A 21,564-nucleotide genomic window follows, 5' to 3' on the forward strand; every position below is an offset into this window, starting at 1 on the left:
TTCTCATTATTTGTTCTTCGATTATTTCACGGTGCAAGTATTAATTGATCAACATCAAATAATTCTCGTTTAGTTTTTCTATATTCGTTATCAATGTTAAATCAAGGTTAACAGTATAAATATATCTTACTGAATTTAAAGGGGTTAACTCAGTTGAGATAAGCATACCTACTGATTCGAGCGGTTGACGTGATAATGAGATATCGTTACAGTCCTCAGCAACAGTATTTCAAAATATTTTATTACTTTGAAACGGAATATGGTGCGGATTATTTCAATCTTATGCCATAGCTGCCCCCGCAACTGTAAGCGGATGCTGAATATCCTGGTGTAGTGATGATTCACTGCAGGTCACTGTAAAGTATTTCTTTATGGGAAGGCCGATATTCAGATTACCGCGAGCCAGGAGACCTACTGTTACGGTTGTATACATTGAGTGGACGGGATGGTCCATGGGGTGATTTATTTGACGAATGAAAAAATGCAATTTCTGATCAAGTCAGGCAATGATATGCGTTATTATCATATTAGCTTGCCTGCCGTTCACGATTAGATGTCATTTTACGTCATGTGCCTGTCCCGAAAAAATAAAACGTAATCAACCATGACCAGATCCTCAGATTCTGGCATGAACGGGATAATTATAATGCACACGACTATTACCTTTGCTTATTGCAAATATTCACTTCTGGCGCTGACTGGCGCGGCACTCTTTCTGACCAGTAATATGGCGACGGCGGCAAAGACGCAATATCCGCTGACTATCAAAAACTGCGGTCGGGACATTACCTTTAATAAAGCCCCGCAGCGCGTGACCACAGTGGGTCAGAACAGCACTGAAATCCTCTATTCTTTGGGTCTGGCCGATCGCGTTGTAGGCACATCGCTGTGGTTTGGCCCGGTTCCTGAACAGTACAAAGCGGCGAATGACAAGATTGCAGTCATCGCGCAAAACATACCCAGCTTTGAAGGCATTATCGCCAAAAAACCAGACCTGGTTGCCAGCCAGTTTGAATGGCAGATTGGCCCCGCGGGGACGGTTGCCTCTTATGAACAATTCAGTGAACTCCACGTTCCGGTGTATACCGCCCCTGCCGATTGTGCAAAAGACAATGAAGACGGCGGTGATGGCGTGCGTAAGGGCATGTTTGATATCGCCATGGTCTACCAGGAAGTTGCCGATCTGGCAAAAATCTTCGATGTACAGGACAAAGGCGATGAGCTGATAGCCAGCCTCAAGGCCCGTGAAGCCGCAGCCAAAACGAAGATCGCCGGCATGGACAATAACGTTTCTGCCGTCTTCTGGTTCTCCAGCGCCGATCTGCAGCTTGATCCGTATGTTGCCGGTAAATTTGGCCCCGCCGCGTGGATCGCACAAACCCTCGGGGTAAAAAATGTCATTGATTCCGCGGAAGAGTGGCCGACTGTCGGCTGGGAAACCATTGCCAAAGCCAGTCCATCGGTGATTGTTCTCGGCGAGATGGGCCGTCGCCGTTTCCCGGCGGATGACTGGAAAGTCAAAATGGAATACCTCAAATCTGACCCGGTTACCCGTCTTATCCCGGCGGTGAAAGATAACCACCTGCCGGTGATTGATGTGCAAACCATGAATGCCGGCATCAGAACCATTGACGGGCTGGAAAAACTCGCCGATGCGCTGGTGCAATACGGTCTGGCGCACCCGCAGGCCACTCATTAATCCTCGTCGCGCGTGGTGCCGTGCACGGGCATCACGCGCTTTCGCACTCAGGAAAGCCATCAACAATGAGCGAATTACGCAGGACGCGTCGGGCGATGAGTCAGTTTACCCAGCGAGCGCTGCTGCACAGCCTGTGGGTCAGCGTGGTGATGTGCGGGGTGCTGCTGGCGGGGATCTCCATCGGTGAGACGTTTATCCCGTGGCAGCATGTCACCCACACGCTGGCAAACCACCTGTTTGGCAGCCTATATCCGGTAGACGCGCTGGATGCTGGGATCATCTGGAACTACCGCCTGACCCGTGCGCTGGTCTCTGCCTGCTGCGGTGCCTGTCTGGCCGTTTCCGGCGTGGTGCTGCAATCACTACTGCGTAATGCGCTGGCCGAACCTTATCTGCTGGGGATCTCGGCCGGGGCGTCGACGGGAGCGGTGCTGATCGCGCTGACCGGGCTGGGTGCGGGGATTATCAGCATGTCGCTCGGGGCGTTTATCGGCGCGCTGACGGCATTTCTGTTTGTCGCACTGCTGGCCGTGGCCGCAAGGGGTAAACACGGGTCCGCCACCACGCAAATTATTCTCGCCGGGATCGCCAGCTCGCAGCTGTTCAATGCCATTACCTCGCTCATCATTACCCGTTCGGCCAATGCCGAACAGGCACGCGGCATTATGTTCTGGCTGCTCGGCAATCTGAGCGGCGTACGCTGGCCTGATGTGGTACTGGCCATCCCGACCGCGCTGGTCGGCATCATCGTCTGCTTTTGCTACGCCCGCCATCTGGACGCATTTTCATTTGGCGCAGAGTCAGCGGCCTCGCTGGGCATCCCAGTTAAACGCACTCGCGGCGTACTGATTACCGCGGTGACGGGGATGACCGCCATTATGGTGTCGATTGTCGGGGCCATTGGCTTTGTTGGACTGGTTATCCCTCACGCTGCGCGTTTACTGGTGGGTAATCAGCATCACCGCTTGCTGCCCGTCAGCGCCCTGATTGGTGCCATTTTTCTTATTGTCGCGGACGTCATTTCACGCACCTTACTACCAGGGCAAGTACTGCCTATTGGGGTGATCACTGCGCTGGTTGGCGCGCCCGCATTTTCGATTATTTTGATCCGAGGGAACCCGAGCAAATGACGGTTAACCCACGTTTTACCACGCCGCTACGCGCGGTAAATACCGCCAACGATGTGGTCTGCGCTCAGCATCTGCACTGGGAGGTGAAAGGCAAGGCCATCGTCAATGATGTCTCTTTTCAGGTCGCACCCGGCGAGTTTGTGGGCATTATCGGCCCCAACGGTTCGGGGAAAACGTCGCTCATTTCCCTGCTGGCCGGTTTACTCAAGCCCTCCAGCGGCAGCGTTTCGCTTAACCGCAAAGATATTCGCCGCTACTCACGCCGCCATCTGGCGCAAAAGGTCGCCCTGGTTGAACAGCAGGCGGAAACCAGCGAGCGTCTGACCGCCATCCAGGCCGTGTCCCTTGGCCGCACGCCGTGGTTAAGTCTGCTGTCGCCGTGGTCACGGACCGACGACGATATCGTGCAGACGATGCTGGAGAAAGTCTCCCTGCAAAACGTCCAGCATCGCTGCTGGCATACCTTCTCCGGCGGCGAACGCCAGCGCCTGCATATTGCCCGGGCGCTGGCACAACAGCCGCAGGTATTGCTGATGGATGAGCCAACCAATCATCTCGACATCCAGCATCAAATTGGCCTGCTTAACCTGGTTAAACGCGAAAAACTGACCGTGATTGCCGCCCTGCACGATCTGAATCATGCCGCGATGTTTTGCGATCGCATCATGGTGATGACAGCCGGACGACTGGTCATGCAAGGCTGCCCTGCAGCTGTCTTCACCCGAGAAAATATTAACAACTGGTTTGGCATCGATGCGATTGTCGAACGGGCTGCTGATGAGGCGAGCTGCTTTATTCGCTACCAACGGCCAGCGTAAATATCACAAGGAACCGCAATGAAATGTATTAAACAACGTTTACTCATCCTGTGCCTGTGCGCGTTCACCTCGACGGCGTTCGCACAAACGTATGAAGTGCTGATGAAAAACCGCGGTACCGGCGGACCGATGGTCTACGAGCCGGATTTTCTGGCGATTCAGCCGGGCGATAGCGTGAAGTTTGTTCGCAAGCACAAAAGCCACAATGCGGCCTCAATTGCCGAGCTGTCTCCTGCCGGGTACCCCGGTTTCATCGGCAAAATCGATGAGGAGATTGAAATCAAATACGACGCAGCAGGCTTCTACGGCATCAAATGCTCACCGCACTATGCGCAGGGGATGATTATGCTGATCAAAGTCGGCGACGCCGTTTTACCCGACAGCTACCGCGCGTTTAAAGCCCCCGGCCTTGCCGATAAACGTTTTCAGGACATTTATACCCGCATTGAGAAACCCTGACAGCGCAATGAACAGAGGAGACGGCGGTGAATAAAAAAACGGACAGTGAGGCAATCCACACCCAGCGACGCGATTGCCTGTGTAAGTTGACAAAATTTGTCGGCGCTGCGGGGGTGACCGCAGCCGTCTGGCCACTCATTTCGGCGCTGGGGCCGGACGATAAAACCGTGGCAGAAAATGAGCCGGTGGATGTTTCCCTTGCGGGAGTAGCGGCTGGTCAGACGGTGAAACGAATCTGGCAGGGGAAACTGATCCTGATTCGCCACCGTACGCCAGACGAGGTCACGGCGGCGCAGCAGGCCGACACCCGACTGTTGCTCGACCCGCAGGCAGACAGCGAGCGGGTCACGGCGGCGCATCCGCAGTGGCTGATTGTTCAGGGTTACTGCCCGCATGCCGGATGCGTGCCTAACGCCAACCCCAGCGGTCAGGGCTGGATTTGTCCGTGTCACGGCTCAGAGTTTGACACCTCCGGGCGCGTGACGCGGGGTCCGGCCACGGCAAATTTGGCGATCCCCGACTATGCCCTGGCCGCCGATGGTCTGAGTGTACGCCTTGGCACAAAAGAGGCCTGACATGAACGCAACGTCCCCGACAGCACCCCAGCGTCATGTGCAATTTCGCCTTCCGTTCCCCCGCTCCATTACCGGCGTGTGGATCTTTGCCGTCGGCATCATCTTGCTGGTCATGCTGGGCGTGCAAATTCTCTCCGGCATCGTGCTGGCAATGTTTTATGTGCCCACGGCAGATTCCGCGTTTGATTCCATTGTGCATATTATGCGTGCGGTCAGGCACGGGGAGCTGGTGCGTAATCTGCACGCCATTGGCGCCTCGCTTTTTTTCTTCGCCTGCTACCTGCATATCTTTCGCGCGATGTATTACAACGTGTACCGCAAACCGTATCTGAAGATGTGGGCCATCAGCGTAACGCTGTATGTGCTCCTGATGATCACCGCATTTCTCGGCTATAGCCTGATTTGGGGGCAAAAAAGCTATTGGGCCGCCACGGTTATCACCAGTTTCGCCCGCGCAATACCGTTCGTTGGCGATACGCTGTACACCTTTTTGGTCGGCGGGTATGCGCCCGGCACGCCGATGTTAGGCCGTTTCTATGTGCTGCACTTTATTATCCCCTTCGCCATTGTTGCGATGACGATATGGCATGTGCGTACCGTCCAGTCGGCGTTCGCCCACGCGATGAAAAAAACGTTCACCGCACGCGAGTCGCAACGTCTGCTGTTTGATTTTCGCGTCACCGAACGCGATGCCCTCAAGCTGACGCTGTTTTTAATGCTGTTTGCGTGGTTCTTATTTTTTGCGCCGCACTACCTCAGCAGTGCCGATAACTTTATCCCCGCCGACCCGACGGTCACGCCCGCCGTTGTCGCGCCCGAGTGGTATTTTCTGCCCTTCTTCTCCATTCTGCGCTGTTTTCCCAATGAGCTGGCGGGCATTGCCGCCATGTGCGCGTCAGTACTGATCTTCTATTTTTTACCCTGGCTGGATACCTCCCGCGCACGGTTTCGCCATTACAGCAAATGGATCAAACTCGGTTTCTGGATCTGGGTCGGTAATGTGTTCTTTTTAGGCTGGCTGGGTTCAAAAGCACTGGTCGGGCCCGACCTGCTGGACGGATTGAGTAACGATGACGGCTGGATCCGCGCCGCGTCTCAGCTTTCAACGCTTATTTATTTCGCATGGTTTCTGCTTGTGATGCCGTGTCGACGCTTACTGGAAAAACAGGACTGACATGATGGGACGATGGTTAACCTTTGCGGCCCTGAGCCTGGCGTCACTCTTCAGTCATGGGCATTGCGCGCCGCTTCCGCCCCCGCAGCCGTGGGTATTTAGCGGCGTGAACGGCGCTCACGACACTGAACAGTTACGTCGTGGTTTACAGGTTTACGAAGAAAAATGCCGGGCCTGCCACGGTATGAAATATCTCACCTTCAAAGAGCTGACCCAACCTGGCGGGCCGCAACTCACGCAAGCAGAAGCCAAAGCGCTGGCCAGCGGCTATCTGTTTGCAACGATTGAGGACGACGGACAACCGGGTGAACGTGACGGCAATCTGAACGATGTCTTCGCCTCCCCTTATCTGAACGATCAGGAAGCCAAATACCTCAACAATGGCGCACTGCCGGTGGATCTCAGCTATATCGTGCGGGCACGAAGCTACGATCGCGGGTTTCCGCAGTTTATCCTCGATGCGTTTATTCCCTATACTGACAGCGGTGCGGATTATATTTATGCGCTGCTAACGGGTTATTTACCCGACGATCCTGAGATGAAGGCAAACCGGTATTTTCCTGGTGGGATAATCACTATGCCAAAGCCGCTGGCAGATGGTGAGATTACCTGGACCACGCAGTCTCATCTGCCACAAACCGAGCAACAGTACGCGCGCGATGTCACCGCGTTTCTGGCATGGGTTGCCGATCCGCAGCTGGCGTCAAGAAAACATCAGGGAATGTATGTGATGGGGTATCTGGCGGTGGTTGTGGCATTATTAGCACTATTACTGCGAATTCAGTCCCGCTCGCGCAAAAGCAAGACGAACTGAAAACCAGTCAGCGTAAGGCTGGCTGGTCTGCAGACAATGTCACGGTTTAGCTATGGCGTTGGCTATTATTACGACGACAGCGTTTGTCGTAATGGCGAACCCACCAGTAGCGGTCGCTGATTTGTTCGTGACCGCCGACGCGAGCCCCCGCCAGCCAGAGCACGCCGCCAACAAAAATACTGAGCACGGCACCGTGTGCAAAAAATTGTGGCAGGTTAAATTGCGGCAGCTGATTTAAGATTGAATAGCCCACACCGACAACCATCACCACCAACCCTAAAGCCATGAGCACGTTACCGAGTAACGAAGCGTTTTTGCGTTTCATGTGTCACCTCCGGAACTTTGGGTTGCTACAGGGAATACCCCTAATCCTTATGTGTAAAGTATAGACAACACTGCCGCTCGCAAGTGCGCCTGTGATCACAATTACAAACACTCATGCAACAAAACTTTACAAATAACCCACTGAACACACTCATTTTCTAATAGTCCAGTGAGGCAATTATTCATTTTTTGCCGGTACGCACGCAGTTTTTTGTCAAGCGCGCCGCCAGACAGTAAACTACACGCCGGTTATGGACACACTCAGGACAAAATACGTGACGATTAAATTGATTGTCGGTCTGGCGAATCCCGGCGCTGAATATGCGGCTACGCGACACAATGCCGGCGCATGGTACGTCGATTTACTGGCAGAGAGATTACGCGCCCCCCTGCGCGATGAGCCGAAATTCTTCGGTTACACCTCCAGAGTGACGCTCGAGGGTGAAGATGTCCGTCTGCTGGTGCCAACCACATTTATGAATCTGAGCGGCAAAGCAGTCAGCGCGATGGCCAGCTTTTACCGGATCAATCCTGATGAGATTTTGGTCGCCCACGACGAATTAGATTTGCCCCCCGGCGTTGCCAAGTTTAAGCTCGGCGGCGGCCACGGAGGGCATAATGGCCTGAAAGACATCATCAGCAAGTTGGGCAATAACCCGAACTTTCATCGCTTACGCGTTGGAATTGGTCATCCCGGCGATAAAAACAAAGTTGTCGGTTTTGTTTTAGGCAAACCGCCTGTTTCAGAACAAAAGTTAATTGATGAAGCCATCGACGAAGCGGCGCGTTGTACCGAGATATTGTTCAAAGACGGCCTGACCAAGGCAACCAGCCGGTTACATACCTTTAAAGCACAATAAGCAGCGATGTGCGGCATTTTTCCCGCGTGCTGTGTATAATAGGCAAAGTTATTTACTTTTCTACAATCTGTTTTCCATAACAGGTTGAATATCAAAAGATTAAGGTGATTTAAACATGGGATTCAAATGCGGTATCGTCGGTTTGCCAAACGTAGGCAAATCCACCCTGTTCAACGCGCTCACCAAAGCGGGTATTGAAGCGGCTAACTTCCCGTTCTGTACTATTGAGCCGAACACTGGCGTTGTACCGATGCCCGATCCGCGTCTGGACCAGTTGGCTGAGATCGTCAAGCCGCAGCGTATTCTCCCGACCACCATGGAATTCGTCGACATTGCCGGTCTGGTAAAAGGCGCATCCAAAGGTGAAGGTCTGGGTAACCAGTTCCTGACCAACATCCGCGAAACCGAAGCGATCGGTCACGTGGTACGCTGCTTTGAAAACGACAATATCATTCACGTTAATAACAAAGTGGATCCGGCTGACGATATCGACGTCATTAATACCGAGTTGGCACTGTCTGACCTGGATACCTGCGAACGCGCGATTCACCGCGTGCAGAAAAAAGCCAAAGGCGGCGACAAAGACGCTAAAGCCGAGCTGGCCGCGCTGGAAAAATGCCTGCCGCATTTGGAAAATGCCGGGATGCTGCGTTCACTGACCAACCTGACGGACGAAGACAAAGCCGCCATCAAATACCTGAGCTTCCTGACCCTGAAGCCAACCATGTATATCGCCAACGTTAACGAAGACGGTTTTGAGAACAACCCGTACCTCGATAAAGTGCGTGAAATCGCGGCAGCTGAAGGTTCTGTGGTGGTTGCCGTGTGTGCGGCAGTTGAATCCGATATCGCCGAACTCGACGATGCCGATCGTGAAGAATTTATGGCTGAGCTGGGCATTGAAGAACCCGGTCTGAACCGCGTGATCCGCGCCGGTTACGAGCTGCTGAACCTGCAGACCTACTTCACCGCTGGCGTGAAAGAAGTCCGCGCGTGGACCATCCCTGTCGGTGCTACCGCTCCGCAGGCTGCTGGTAAGATCCACACCGACTTCGAGAAGGGCTTTATCCGTGCACAGACCATCGCGTTTGAAGACTTCATCACCTACAAGGGTGAGCAAGGAGCAAAAGAAGCCGGTAAGATGCGTGCAGAAGGTAAAGATTACATCGTCAAAGATGGCGACGTAATGAACTTCCTGTTCAACGTCTAAATAAAGTTTGTTGTCTCATGAGGTTTCGCTGAATCTCATCAGAATCAGAAAAAACTTTAAAACCCACGCAATTGCGTGGGTTTTTCATTTCATAGAGTCTCATGTAACCTCAACGGCATCAGTCCAGAAAAAGTCGAACATATCTTGTCGTGAGGACAGAAAATACCTACTGCCGCGGAGTCAGTCCAGTTTTCCAGATATTTTTGTCCACTCTGCGCAATTTAATAGTGTTTATTATCTGGATTATCACAATTATTCCTCCTGACTTATTTATTATTACTTCAGCTCAATTATTAACAATAAAAATAAAGCACCAAGTGTAAATTTTAAAATGACCACCAAAAACACCAACCATTGATAAAATTAAAGTGACATCACGTAAGATTGTCGTTTTTTGTTTCTCATAGACGAGTATTTACATATTATGATATAATCTCGCGGAAAAAATGCAGGTTAACAACCTGCATTTAATGTAAATAAATCTTTGAGGAGAGCATTCCAGTGGGACGTAAATGGGCCAATATTGTTGCTAAAAAAACGGCTAAAGACGGTGCGACGTCTAATATATATGCAAAATTCGGTGTAGAAATCTATGCTGCTGCTAAGCAAGGTGAACCAGACCCAGAATCAAACTCATCTTTAAAATTCGTTATTGAACGTGCAAAGCAAGCACAAGTCCCGAAACACGTTATTGATAAAGCAATTGATAAAGCCAAAGGCGGCGGCGATGAAACATTCGTGCAAGGTCGTTATGAAGGCTTTGGACCCAATGGCTCAATGATTATCGCTGAAACCTTGACGTCAAATGTTAACCGTACGATTGCTAATGTCCGCACAATTTTCAATAAAAAAGGCGGGAGTATCGGAGCGGCAGGCTCTGTCAGCTATATGTTTGACAATACTGGCGTCATTGTATTTGCAGGAACAGATCCAGACCGTATTTTTGAAATTTTGCTTGATGCTGAAGTTGATGTTCGTGATGTAACCGAAGAAGAAGGAAACATCGTCATTTATACTGAACCTACAGATCTTCACAAAGGAATTGCAGCTCTAAAAGCAGCTGGAATTACTGAATTCTCAACAACAGAATTAGAAATGATTGCTCAAGCAGAAATTGAACTCTCACCAGAAGATTTAGAAATCTTTGAAGGACTTGTTGATGCCCTTGAAGATGATGATGATGTTCAAAAAGTATATCATAACGTTGCAAATCTCTAATTATATATTAAAGGAATCTGTCGTTATGGCAGATTCCTTAATTTTATAACCTTGTATATTAAAGCATATCCAGCCAGACGCATTGTTTAAATTTCACCCTGTCATTATCGCGCACAAAATATATCTTTTTGCCCATAGTATTATAAAATTAATATATCCACGCAATTGCGTGGATTTTTCATTTACCCTGTTGTTGATGCCCGCCGCGATGCCGTTAATACATCGCCATAGTTAATTCAGAAATGGGTAATCGGTATAACCCACTTCGCTACCGCCAAACAGCGTCGCTGGGTTACCCATTTCTGAAAGTGGCAGGTTTTCTTTCAGACGACGTGGGAAATCTGGATTGGCGATAAAGGGACGTCCGAAAGCGACCAGATCTACGATCCCTGCCGCTAACAGTTTGTCGGCTTTTTCACGGGTGTAATTCCCCGCTACAATAATCGTACCGCTAAAAGCCGCCCGCAGGGTCTCCCGGAAGGCATAGGGCACCTGCGGCGCATCATCCCAATCTGCTTCCGCCAGATGAATAAAGGCAATACCTTTTGATTCACACCAGGCCGCCAGAGCCAGAATAGCGTCAATAACCTGCGGGTCATCCATGCCACGCTGGGTGATGTACGGGGCCAAACGGATACCGGTACGCTCTGCACCAATGGCCTCGCTGATCGCTTCCAGTATCTGCTGGGCGAAACGCACACGGTTTGCCAGACTACCGCCGTATTCATCGGTTCGTTGGTTTGAAGAACGGCGCAGGAACTGGTCAATCAGATACCCGTTGCCACCGTGAACTTCCACGCCATCAAAACCCGCTTCCACCGCATTGAGGGCCGCCTGCCGGTAATCTGCTATTACCTGTTGAATATCAGCTGTCGTTAGCTCACGTGGAACCGGGCAGTCGACCATTTCACCGATACCCTCATTGTTTACCACCCACACCTGTGCGTGCGGTGATAACGCAGAAGGAGCTACAGGTTGACCGTCTGGGTGAAAACTTGCATGGGACATACGCCCCACATGCCACAACTGGGAGAAAATCGTACCTCCTGCGCGATGGACCGCATCTGTTACCAGACGCCATCCCGCCACCTGTTCAGCAGAATGAATGCCTGGCGTCCAGGAGTAACCCTGCCCTTGGGCAGAAATCTGTGTTGCTTCGGTGATGATAAGACCGGCGGTGGCGCGCTGCTGATAATACTCGGCCATAAGTGCGCTAGGAATATTACCGGGCTGGACAGTACGGGCACGAGTCATCGGTGCCATGACAATACGGTTTTTTAGTACGCGTTTGCCAATAGATGTTGTCTCGAAAAGGGAATGTTGTGGCATGTTCTGCTCTCCTGAGCGGTTAACTATAGCTTGACTTTATGTCATGCAAGTCTCTTTGATAATGGCAGTAATAATTGATTATCTTTTCAGGAAAACGGAATAATGGGTAAATTCGAAGATATGACGTTACTGGTGGAAGTGGTTGAAGCTGGTGGTCTGGCCGCTGCAGGGCGTCGGATGAACCTTTCCCCCGCCACCATGACTGCACGATTAAAGGCGCTGGAAGAACGTTATCAAACCCGGCTGTTTAATCGTTCAACCCGGGCTATCGCATTGACGCGAGCCGGGGAGGAGTTTTACCACGCCGCACTTCGTGTGCAGGAGGAGATGACACAGGCAGAATCAAAACTGACGCAGAAGGACGGACTGCTCAGCGGCAGCCTGCGTATTTCAGCCCCCTCGGACTTTGGCCGACAGTATCTTTCCCCTGCGCTTCTCGATTTCTCCCGTTTGCATCCTGAAGTCAGAAGCTCCGTTTATCTCAGTGAGAGCGTGGTGGATTTGATTGTCAACCGTCTGGATATGAGCGTGCGTTTCGGGAACTTGCCGGACAGTAATCTGGTCACAAAATTCATCCGTCCTAATTATCGGGTACTGGTTGCGTCAAAAAGCTACCTTGAAGCTCACGGAACGCCTCAGTATCCGGATGAATTACACGTGCACCGCTGCCTGGTGATGGAGCAGCGCGGCACGCTGATGAACGAGTGGCGTTTTGAAGAGCAAAATGAAACCGCGGTGGTGCAGGTCACGCCGGCAATGGTATGTGATGACGGCGCCTTGCTTCGTCAGTGGGTACTGGCCGGAGCGGGTATTGCCAGCAAATCCTGGTGGGATGTGAAGCGAGATGTGGAACAAGGGCGACTGAGCGTTTTATTTGCTGAGACTTTTATCGGCTTCAGCCGCCATGACAAGAAACACGTTGGTCTGCAGTTTGTCTACCCTCAACGGCGTTTTCAGCCGTTGCAGGTGACGGCTTTCAGTGAGTTTTTCATTAGCTGGCTGGATAATGAATAACGCAGCTACTATCGGTTTTACGGCCGTGCAGCCACCTGGCGACACCGTTCATCTTCATCTGCGCGCGTAGCCATTGAAGCTGGTATCACGGATAACTGGTTCAAATATGTGGGCCCGTCGTTAAGCCAAAGCGAAAACAAGCCCCGCTTTTCGGCGTATCCACCAGCGCAATTTCGCTACCATGTAGCTGTAGCATCTGGCGGACGATCATCAACCCCAGTCCCCCTACTCGAACACCTGACGGATTCGCAATCGAAGGACGGATGAATAATCCCTCCATTAATTCTTGCGGGATCCCAGGACCGCTGTCGCTAATTTGCACCATCACTTTATCCGCTTCTCGCCACAAACGCACAGCAACAGTGCCGTTGTCGGGAGTATGGCGAATCGCATTATCCAGCAGGTTGGTCAGCACCCGTTCGATCATCCCGAGGTCTGCATCAATAAGCGGCAGACCAGGCTGAATATCTGCCAGCAACGCTAGCTGTTTGGTCTGGGCAGAAAGTTCGAATTTCTGGAAAACATCCTGCAGCAGTTCACTAATCGAGAATTTCTCTTTCTGCGGTTTAACCACACCATATTCCAGACGAGCCAGCTCAAACAGCGACTGGGAGAGCGCACCCACCTTTTGGCTCTGTGCGAGAGCAATATTAAGGTAGCGCTGCTTCTCAGCGTCACTCAGGCTGGCTGACATTACGGACAGGCTTTCAAGGTAGCCGTGTAGTGAGGTTAATGGCGTGCGCAAATCATGGGAAATGTTGGCGATAAACTCACGTCGTAACTGCTCTTGTTGTGAAAGTCGGTGCCACTGCTCTGCAATACGCTGGGCCATCGAGATAACCCCTTGTCGCAGTTGGCTAATTTCATCGTTACTGGTATTGATTTGCCGGGGCTGCGCCGCCATTGCCTGCATTTCTTCTATCCCACCGGTTTCCAGGGCATGGACCTGAGCAGACAATTCGCGCAAGGGACGAGTAATCCAGCGCAAGGCGAGTGCCCCCACCACCAGCCCCAACAATGCAACAAGGCTGATGGACAGTAAGACTATCTTCAACAACGCATCAAATTGCGCATTGCTGTTTAAGGCGTTGTAATTTTCCCCGAGCAAAATTACATACAAGTAGCCTTTTATCTGCCCATCCTGACGCATTGGCGACACGCTAAACACTTTCTTCGCATCAATGCTACGCGGATCGTCGCCGTAAATGGGGTAATGAGGATTATTTAATGCCGAGTGTATTGGCTGTAAATCAACCCGCTGACGTTTGATGTGCCCTTCCGGCGCCGCATCACCAATAATATTGCCCTCTTTGTCCAGTAAATAAACTTCTACACTGGGATTCACCGCCATCAGATGATCAAATAAATTACGCATCGACTCTTTATTAAGGCCATCGCGTTCAAGCAGAGGGTAACTTTGGTTGATATGCCCGGCAAGGTCCGCAGAAAGCTGCTGAATAACGGCCTTACTGTATTCAGTACTGGTTCGCACCTGCAGCCAGCCCAACAGGGCACACGACGTAATAAACAGGAGGGCAAAAACCAGCGTTAAACGCTGTGAAAGTGTATAAGTTCGCATGGTTACTCGCGTGGCTGTGCGGTGAATTTATAGCCCTTTCCCCAGACGGTACGGATAAAGTGAGGTTCCGCCGGGTTATCCTCAATTTTGATCCTTAAACGATTGATATGTGTATTCACCGTATGCTCATAGCCTTCATGTTCGTACCCCCAGACCTGATTTAGCAGACTCAAACGGGAAAAGACTTTATCCGGATGTCTGGCAAAAAAGTAGAGCAAATCAAACTCTCTGGGCGTCAACTCCACCGACTGATGATTAAGTTGAACATCCCGAGCCAGCGGATCAATAGAGAGGTTATCAAAAATCAGTACACCAGCATCCAGCCGTAAATTCTTACTCATTGCTTCCTGACGGCGAAAGAGCGCCTTTACACGGGCGACCAGTTCAAGCATTGAAAACGGTTTCGCAAGGTAATCATCAGCCCCCAATTCAAGACCGAGAATACGATGGGTTTCACCTGAACGAGCGCTGATAATAATGATGGGCGTATAACGCGTCATCGTTCTGGCATGGCGACAGATTTCAAGCCCGTCAACGCCAGGCAGCATCAGATCCAGGATTAGCGCATCCCACCCACCCTGGTTAAGTAACGCCATACCAATATTGCCGTTTACCGCATGCGTCACCGTAAAGCCCTCCTCACGCAGATGAAGCTGTAACAGCTCAGCGATGTTTTCATCGTCTTCTACGATAAGTAATTTCTTATCCTGATTCACTTCATTGTCCCCCACGATCCCGATACTGAAAGTCTACACAACAAGCGGGTAGAAAGTTGTCACATTTAATTTAACTTTGCGTGAAGCATCGGGGAATAACCACGTTTTCACAGTGCGTGTATCAGGATGCATTAATTGCAGAATGCGGATTTTAGAAACGGTAACAACTGAATAATACTCACCTGTTGGTACTATTTTTTGTCGACGCCATCACCTTTTTCCTAAGTAAAATTCATTAGACCAACTGGCGTACGACTCATACTTATCCTAGGGTTAGAATATGTCTCCATATGCCGCATTATTGTATTTTTAAAGTAAAAAATGTGGTTATTTGAAAAAGGTAAAGAATATGGCTCCAGTTATCGTCACTCGCTTAATTCTTTGTTGCAGCGCCTTTTCCATCATTTCAGCGGCTGATGCTGTCACCGCAAACGGCACGTTTCAGGTGCTAATGACGATTCAAAAAGCCTGTACCGTTACCGCAGGTTCAGGGTCAAATATTGCCCTGGGATCGGTCAATGCCACTGCGACAAATACATCGGCCAGTAATACCATTTCCATTAATTGCTCCAAGACGACACCTTATTTTATAGGTCTGGCACCTTCGGTCGCTAACGGCGGGAATACCACGGGCAGAGGGGCAATGTCCTCGGTGGCCAACGCAGCAACCAACACGGATAAAGTGCCGTACCAGTTGAACCAAACGTCTGCAACGGGTCCGGTTTGGGGTAATACAGCCACTGCGGAAAGCGTGGGAAATGGGGTGGCCTCGACCGGAACCGGGCTGGGACAAAGCTTCACTGTGTATGCCACCGCTCCGAGCGCCAACTTCACGCCTGATGACTATGCCGATCTCGTAACGGTTAACGTTAACTACTAACCTCAGGACGACCCATGACATTGAAACTGCCTGTGCAGCGGTGCGCCTTCGCATGTCTGTCAGGAATAGCCATGAGCATTAATATCGCGGCGGCAAGCGGGCTGCAAATAGCGCCGGTTACGCTGACATTGCAGGCGACGCAAAATGCCGACGGTATCTGGTTAAGCAACGCAGGTAAAAACGTGCTGAATGCGCAGGTACGCGTTTTCCACTGGCGTCATGGAGCAGACGGCGATACGTTGTCACCCTCTCAGGGACTGGTCATCAGTCCACCAATGCTGGCATTAGCCCCGGGTGAACGCCAGCTCATCCGCGTGATTCGAACCGCGCCGCCATCGGCGTCTGTTGAAGAGGCCTATCGCTTATCCATTGATGAATTACCCCCTGCAAAATTACAAAAAAATAAACTGCAATTTGTGATGCATTATTCCGTGCCCGTGTTTATTCAACCCACAACGCAGGCTGACACAGCGGCAAAATTACAGTGGAAACTGCAACAGCGTGACGGCAAACACTTTCTTGAAGTCAGTAATCAGGGAAACGCTCATGCCCAATTATCCGCCGCCACATTTATACAACGAAATGGCGCGAAAAAAGTGATCAGTCCAGGACTGCTAGGCTACGTTCTTCCAGGTTCAACGATGCGGTGGATAGTCTCCCCGTCAGCCAGTGATACTCATTACGGCGGAAAAGTTGAAGTCACGGTCAATGGCCAAAAAACAGTACAAGAACTCTGACTGGCTCTGGCTTGTGGTGAAATATGGCGTACTTAATGGGGCCTTACTCTCGGGAATGGCCTGCGTGCACGCACAGACAAACACCCCAACGGACACGGGCATTATTCGTGATGAGTCTCCCTTGCCCGGAGTCGATTTATATCTCGACGTGACGGTCAACGGCAATGCCGCTGGATTGGTTCATTTTGGCTATGAAAACGAAAAGCTGTACGCCAGTGCCAATACCCTACGCACGCTGGGTTTTCGTCTACCAGAGGAAACTATTCAGCCTGTCGGGCTGAACGATATTGCGCAACTGAACGTTGACTACAATAAACAACTGCAAACGCTGGCGCTAACCGTACCACTAAGTGAACTCGACCTTACCACCACCCAGCTTAACCCACCCGCAGAAACTGCCCCGATGGCCTCCTCCGCGGGCGGCGCGTTGCTCAATTATGATATTTACGCAGAGCAGGGTGACGCCAGCAGCATTAATACGTTTAGCGAACTGCGCGCTTTTAATGGTTCAGGGGTGTTAAGTACCACTCAACTCACCCAGTACTCCACTGAAACCGATGCCGATAACGCCTTTTACCGACTGGATACCAGCTGGCGCTCATCGTTCCCGGAAACGATGCTGGCACTGACCGTGGGGGATACGCTGACCAGTTCGCTCACCGGCTCCCGCCCAACCCGCATCGGCGGGATTCAAATTGGGACTGATTTTGGTTTGCAGCCGTATATGCCAACCACCCCACTTCCCGCGTATCTCGGCTCCGCAACGTTGCCGTCCAACGTAGAGTTGTATGTCGACGGGGTCAGGTATTACAACGGTGAAGTCCCGGCGGGCAGTTTTCAGATCAACACCCTGCCAAATATCAGCGGTGCGGGGACGGGCCAGGTGATGATGACGGATGCGCTGGGCAGAACGACGGTGCAAAATTTCTCTTTTTACAACGATCAACAGCTGCTGCGCGAAGGTCTGACCTCGTGGTCAGCCGAGATTGGGGTGGTGCGCGAAAACTACGGGTACGCCTCATTTGAGTATGCCAGCGCCCCGGCGATCAGCGGGACATGGCGTCGGGGATTCAGCAGTAACTTCACCGCAGGTGCGCACGCCGAAACCAGCGACGGGCTGATTAATGCCGGTTTCAGCAACGACTGGATCCCAGATATCCACAGCGGCACACTCTCTACGGCATTGGCAGCAAGTGCGGACGCCGGGAAAAACGGTTTTTTATACAGCGTAGGATACCGCTGGTCCGGAGAGAAATTCAATTTCAGCACCAGTACTACCGCCACCTCCGGCGATTATCGTGATGTAGCGACCCATTATGGCGAACCACCACCGACGCTGAGCAGCAACACGGTGGTGGGCTATTCGCTGGCGTCCGCCGGAAATATCAGCCTGAGCTACCTGCAATTTCGCTACCCACATGAAAACGCTGTGCGCTATGCCAACGCCAGTTGGTACAAGTCCCTTACTGATACCGTGTCCCTTAACGCAGGGTTCAACCAGAATGTTGATGACAACCGCGACCGCAGCGTCTACCTGATGGTGACCGTCACCACGCCGCGTAATCTGAGCGTCAGCAGCACCATCCAGCGTACGAATGACGAAACCGGCTACCAGTTGAATGCCAGCCAGACGCCGCCAGCTGACGGGGGCTGGGGCTGGAACGTCGCCGCCAGCCAGCAAGCATCTCAACAAAGCGGCCAGGGGGAAGTAGGTTATTTAGGTCGTTACGGGAAAGCGTACACCGGCTTCAGCCAATTGCCGGATAACCACTATGGCTATGCCGGTGCGACCGGGTCCGTGGTGATGATGGGCGGCGGCCTGTTTGCCGCACGTGAAATTAGCAATGGCTTTGCCGTGGTGTCGACCGACGGCATTCCCGACGTTCCCATCAAGCTACAAAACAACGTGATCGGCAGCAGTGATGACAATGGCCTGCTGCTGGTTACCCCCCTGAACAGCTATCAAAAAAACCAGATCAGCATTGACCCGATGGACCTGCCCGCCAATATGCGCATCACCCACGTCGAGGCGAATGCCACCCCTGCAGACCGTTCCGGCACGCTGGTCAGTTTTGGCATTACGCCAGTACGCGCCGCGCAGGTGATCCTCGTCGATGAACAGGGGCAGGCTATCCCCGAAGGCAGCATGGCCATTGCCACCACTGGCGCGGGCCAGTCATCACTTGTTGGGTTTGACGGGATGGCCTGGTTCGACACGCTGGAGCAACACAACGCTCTGCGTATTAAGACAGAAACCGGCACCTGCAGCGTCAAATTTGACTACCCGGCCTCAGCGCGAGGCATCGTGCAAATTGGCCCACTGGTATGCCGATAACAGGAGTAATTTTATGTGGCTAAGAAATCTGACCCTGATTAGCGGATTACTCGTAAACCCAGGATTCGTTTACGCGGTCACCTGTTCGGTAAGCAACGTGCAGCCGGTTAATTTTGGCGCCGTCAATCCACTGCCAACGTCAGCTGTAACATCCGCGATGACCTTTAACTACAGCTGTGCTAAAGAGCTGGGTGACGTGCTGGCGGGGATTAATCTGTGCTTTAATATTGGCATCTCCGGCGTCAGCGGCCAGGTCACCACCAGGAATATGTCATTGAGTGGTACGCCAGCCAGAACGCTGACCTATCAGCTGTACCAGGACGCGGGACATAGCAAAATATGGGGAAGTCAGTATCAGTCGGGCGCCACCTTCCCGATGGTAAAGCTCAACTTACTTAACCTGACACCGGTGACCGGTACGCTGACGGTGTACGCGAAGCTCAACACCCCGCAAACGACCGCCGTGCCGGGAAACTATCAAGATAGCTATACGACGGCAACAGCTCTGGTGACGCTCAATCCCGGTCTGGTTTTGCCACCCACGACCTGTGGTGATACCGTCGCCGCCAGGCTACCCTTCACCGTCTCGGCCAACGTCACAAAACAGTGTGCGATCGGCTACGCCAATAACATTACCTTTAACCCGTCTAAAGCCACTGACCGCAACGTCACAGCAAACAGTGCACTCGGGATCGCCTGCACCAATAACACTCCCTATACCATTGGATTGCAGCCTTCCAATGGGAATACATCAGGTTATGGTGTATTGAAAGGAACCGGGGCCAATCAGGATAAAGTGCCGTATCAGCTAAGTTCAACACCTGGCCCGACGGGGACTATCTGGGGAAATACGTCGCTTAATGCAGTAGCAGGCACAGGTACAGGGTTAACCACCGATTATCCGGTGTATGCCACCGTTCCGGGCAGCAATTTTACCCCTGATAACTATGCCGATACGGTGACCATCTCGGTGACCTACTGAGAGCAGAAATGCAATAAGGAAAATACAATTTATTATCATATTCTTTACTTTTAGAGGTGCGTCATAAATCTGGCAAATAGCAAGCCGCACATCTTATGCACTGCAATTGGTTTATTATCAGAAAAACCGCCAAAAACCCTGTAAATCCCGGATAATTATTCACATTCCAACTAAAAACCTAACCCACAGACATGACAATCCGTGCCCTGAAGGCAGGCCGTTGTTTGAAAAAAATGTTAAATTTACGTTTATATGGTGAGATCCACTGTATACCACGGCGAAATTAAGCACATATTACTTTTATAACTAAGGTTTATCATGGATAAGTTATCTTACGCTTCAGATAGCAGCACATCTGCCTGGAATACCTACCTGCAACAAATCGAGCGTGTGGCCCCGTACCTGGGTGAACTTTCCCACTGGGTGGATACCCTGCGTCACCCAAAACGCGCATTGATTGTCGATATCCCGGTGCAAATGGATGACGGTACCATCCGCCATTTCGAAGGATACCGCGTGCAGCACAACCTCTCCCGAGGCCCAGGTAAAGGCGGCGTGCGTTATCATCCTGATGTTGATCTTAACGAAGTGATGGCTCTTTCTGCGTGGATGACCATCAAATGCGCCGCGCTTAACCTGCCATATGGCGGTGCGAAAGGTGGCGTTCGCGTCGATCCTTTCTCGTTGTCTGAAGGCGAACTGGAGCGTTTGACTCGCCGCTATACCAGTGAAATCGGCATTATCATCGGACCGCAGAAAGATATTCCTGCCCCGGATGTCGGTACCAACGGGAAAGTCATGGCGTGGATGATGGATACTTACTCCATGAACCACGGCACTACCGTGACCAGCGTGGTCACCGGTAAACCAATCCATCTTGGCGGCTCTCTGGGTCGTGATAAAGCCACCGGTCGCGGCGTATTCGTCAGCGGTCTGGAAGTAGCGCGCCGTGCCAACATCGCCGTTGAAGGCGCTCGCGTGGCGGTGCAAGGTTTTGGTAACGTGGGGAGTGAAGCAGCTCGCCTGTTCGCCGGTGCGGGTGCACGCGTGGTCGCTATTCAGGATCATACCGCCACCCTGTTTAATACCACCGGGATCGACATGACTGCGCTGACTGCATGGCAGTTAGAGCACAAACAAATTGCCGGTTTCCCGGGTGCTGAAACCATTGCCAGCGAAGCGTTCTGGAGCGTGGAGATGGATATTCTGATCCCGGCTGCGCTTGAAGGCCAGATCACCCGTCATCGCGCGGAAACGCTGACCTGTAAGCTGGTGCTCGAAGGCGCAAACGGCCCAACCTACCCGGATGCCGATGACGTACTGGCCAGCCGCGGTATCGTTGTGGTACCTGACGTGGTCTGTAACGCCGGTGGCGTTACCGTCAGCTACTTCGAATGGGTACAAGACATGGCAAGCTTCTTCTGGAGCGAAGAAGAGATCAACGCGCGCATGGATAAGATCATGACCGACGCAATGGTCCACGTGTGGGAAAAAGCCGCGGAGAAATCCTGCTCTCTGCGTACTGCCGCCTACATTGTCGCCTGTGAGCGTATTCTGCTGGCGCGTAAAGATCGTGGTATCTATCCGGGCTAAGACCGGACTCCACTCTTGCGAACAAAACCACCTGCAGTGCAGGTGGTTTTTACTTCACCTCCCCACGCTCAGGCGTTTTGCGCTAAACCTGCCGCATCTCTCATTTCCGCTGTTTTAT

At 51.8% G+C, this 21,564-nt stretch carries 20 protein-coding genes and 1 riboswitch; of the genes, 16 read left to right on the plus strand and 4 right to left on the minus strand.

The features are described 5' to 3' along the window. Nucleotides 1-205: 205 nt before the first annotated feature. Nucleotides 206-434, plus strand: a riboswitch (cobalamin riboswitch). Between the two features lie 212 nt (nt 435-646). The 7 genes from FDW98_RS04155 (at nt 647) to FDW98_RS04185 (ending at nt 6,669) form a co-directional block, all read left to right on the plus strand. Then, the gene (locus FDW98_RS04155; RefSeq protein ID WP_096756760.1) at nt 647-1,699 is read left to right on the plus strand and encodes an ABC transporter substrate-binding protein; all 1,053 of its coding nucleotides are present in this window, start codon (nt 647-649) and stop codon (nt 1,697-1,699) included. 65 nt (nt 1,700-1,764) lie between these two features. Further along, nucleotides 1,765-2,829, plus strand: coding sequence for an iron ABC transporter permease (locus FDW98_RS04160; protein WP_096756759.1), 1,065 nt, complete (start codon nt 1,765-1,767; stop codon nt 2,827-2,829). Beyond that, on the plus strand, nt 2,826-3,647 hold the full coding sequence (locus FDW98_RS04165) for an ABC transporter ATP-binding protein (RefSeq protein ID WP_096756758.1): 822 nt from the start codon (nt 2,826-2,828) through the stop codon (nt 3,645-3,647). The genes FDW98_RS04160 and FDW98_RS04165 overlap by 4 nt, the downstream gene beginning before the upstream one ends. Nucleotides 3,648-3,665: 18 nt before the next feature. Next, entirely contained in the window at nt 3,666-4,106 is a 441-nt protein-coding gene (locus tag FDW98_RS04170) for a pseudoazurin (protein ID WP_096756757.1), read from the plus strand. 26 nt (nt 4,107-4,132) lie between these two features. Continuing rightward, the gene (gene petA / locus FDW98_RS04175; RefSeq protein ID WP_096756756.1) at nt 4,133-4,681 is read left to right on the plus strand and encodes a ubiquinol-cytochrome c reductase iron-sulfur subunit; all 549 of its coding nucleotides are present in this window, start codon (nt 4,133-4,135) and stop codon (nt 4,679-4,681) included. Nucleotide 4,682: 1 nt separating this feature from the next. Beyond that, the gene (locus FDW98_RS04180) at nt 4,683-5,855 is read left to right on the plus strand and encodes a cytochrome b N-terminal domain-containing protein (protein ID WP_096756755.1); all 1,173 of its coding nucleotides are present in this window, start codon (nt 4,683-4,685) and stop codon (nt 5,853-5,855) included. Between the two features lie 4 nt (nt 5,856-5,859). Next, complete coding sequence (locus FDW98_RS04185; RefSeq protein WP_096759381.1) at nt 5,860-6,669, plus strand: cytochrome c1; 810 nt, start codon at nt 5,860-5,862, stop codon at nt 6,667-6,669. A gap of 46 nt (nt 6,670-6,715) precedes the next feature. Here the strand turns inward: FDW98_RS04185 and ychH are convergent, their stop codons facing one another. Beyond that, nucleotides 6,716-6,994 carry a stress-induced protein YchH gene (gene ychH, locus FDW98_RS04190; protein WP_045443721.1) on the minus strand — a complete coding sequence of 93 codons (279 nt, stop codon included), beginning with the start codon at nt 6,992-6,994 and terminating at the stop codon, nt 6,716-6,718. Nucleotides 6,995-7,268: 274 nt separating this feature from the next. Here ychH and pth point away from each other — a divergent pair, with 274 nt between their 5' ends. The 3 genes from pth (at nt 7,269) to FDW98_RS04205 (ending at nt 10,281) form a co-directional block, all read left to right on the plus strand. Beyond that, complete coding sequence (pth, locus tag FDW98_RS04195) at nt 7,269-7,853, plus strand: aminoacyl-tRNA hydrolase (protein WP_046275292.1); 585 nt, start codon at nt 7,269-7,271, stop codon at nt 7,851-7,853. A gap of 115 nt (nt 7,854-7,968) precedes the next feature. Then, complete coding sequence (ychF, locus tag FDW98_RS04200; protein WP_096756754.1) at nt 7,969-9,063, plus strand: redox-regulated ATPase YchF; 1,095 nt, start codon at nt 7,969-7,971, stop codon at nt 9,061-9,063. Between the two features lie 501 nt (nt 9,064-9,564). After that, nucleotides 9,565-10,281, plus strand: coding sequence for a YebC/PmpR family DNA-binding transcriptional regulator (locus FDW98_RS04205; RefSeq protein WP_096756753.1), 717 nt, complete (start codon nt 9,565-9,567; stop codon nt 10,279-10,281). Between the two features lie 231 nt (nt 10,282-10,512). On the opposite strand, the gene FDW98_RS04210 is transcribed toward FDW98_RS04205, so the two are convergent. Continuing rightward, on the minus strand, nt 10,513-11,610 hold the full coding sequence (locus FDW98_RS04210) for an alkene reductase (protein WP_096756752.1): 1,098 nt from the start codon (nt 11,608-11,610) through the stop codon (nt 10,513-10,515). A gap of 102 nt (nt 11,611-11,712) precedes the next feature. Between FDW98_RS04210 and FDW98_RS04215 the strand changes: the two genes are divergently transcribed. Continuing rightward, nucleotides 11,713-12,624 (plus strand): LysR family transcriptional regulator, encoded by a 912-nt coding sequence (locus tag FDW98_RS04215; protein ID WP_096756751.1) that lies wholly within the window; start codon nt 11,713-11,715, stop codon nt 12,622-12,624. A 100-nt stretch (nt 12,625-12,724) separates the two neighbouring features. Here FDW98_RS04215 and FDW98_RS04220 read toward each other — a convergent pair whose 3' ends face one another. Both FDW98_RS04220 and FDW98_RS04225 read right to left on the minus strand, forming a co-directional pair. Continuing rightward, nucleotides 12,725-14,203, minus strand: a complete 1,479-nt coding sequence (locus FDW98_RS04220) for a HAMP domain-containing sensor histidine kinase (protein WP_096756750.1) — start codon at nt 14,201-14,203, stop codon at nt 12,725-12,727. A 2-nt stretch (nt 14,204-14,205) separates the two neighbouring features. Beyond that, a complete protein-coding gene (locus FDW98_RS04225; protein WP_096756749.1) occupies nt 14,206-14,919 on the minus strand; it encodes a response regulator transcription factor in 714 nt (237 codons plus the stop codon). A gap of 349 nt (nt 14,920-15,268) precedes the next feature. On the opposite strand from FDW98_RS04225, the gene FDW98_RS04230 reads away from it, so the two are divergent. The 5 genes from FDW98_RS04230 to FDW98_RS04250 all read left to right on the plus strand — a co-directional run bounded on the left by FDW98_RS04230 (nt 15,269) and on the right by FDW98_RS04250 (nt 21,446). Continuing rightward, nucleotides 15,269-15,799 (plus strand): spore coat protein U domain-containing protein, encoded by a 531-nt coding sequence (locus tag FDW98_RS04230; protein ID WP_096756748.1) that lies wholly within the window; start codon nt 15,269-15,271, stop codon nt 15,797-15,799. A 14-nt stretch (nt 15,800-15,813) separates the two neighbouring features. Beyond that, a complete protein-coding gene (locus FDW98_RS04235; RefSeq protein ID WP_137398741.1) occupies nt 15,814-16,536 on the plus strand; it encodes a molecular chaperone in 723 nt (240 codons plus the stop codon). Continuing rightward, complete coding sequence (locus tag FDW98_RS04240; protein ID WP_096756746.1) at nt 16,508-18,871, plus strand: fimbria/pilus outer membrane usher protein; 2,364 nt, start codon at nt 16,508-16,510, stop codon at nt 18,869-18,871. Before FDW98_RS04235 ends, FDW98_RS04240 begins: the two co-directional genes overlap by 29 nt. A gap of 13 nt (nt 18,872-18,884) precedes the next feature. Continuing rightward, nucleotides 18,885-19,853 carry a spore coat protein U domain-containing protein gene (locus FDW98_RS04245; protein WP_096756745.1) on the plus strand — a complete coding sequence of 323 codons (969 nt, stop codon included), beginning with the start codon at nt 18,885-18,887 and terminating at the stop codon, nt 19,851-19,853. Between the two features lie 318 nt (nt 19,854-20,171). Next, on the plus strand, nt 20,172-21,446 hold the full coding sequence (locus FDW98_RS04250) for a Glu/Leu/Phe/Val dehydrogenase (RefSeq protein WP_096756744.1): 1,275 nt from the start codon (nt 20,172-20,174) through the stop codon (nt 21,444-21,446). The last annotated feature ends 118 nt before the right edge of the window (nt 21,447-21,564 follow it).

It is taken from the genome of Citrobacter sp. wls711, assembly GCF_005281055.1.
Classification (GTDB): Bacteria; Pseudomonadota; Gammaproteobacteria; order Enterobacterales; family Enterobacteriaceae; genus Citrobacter; species Citrobacter gillenii.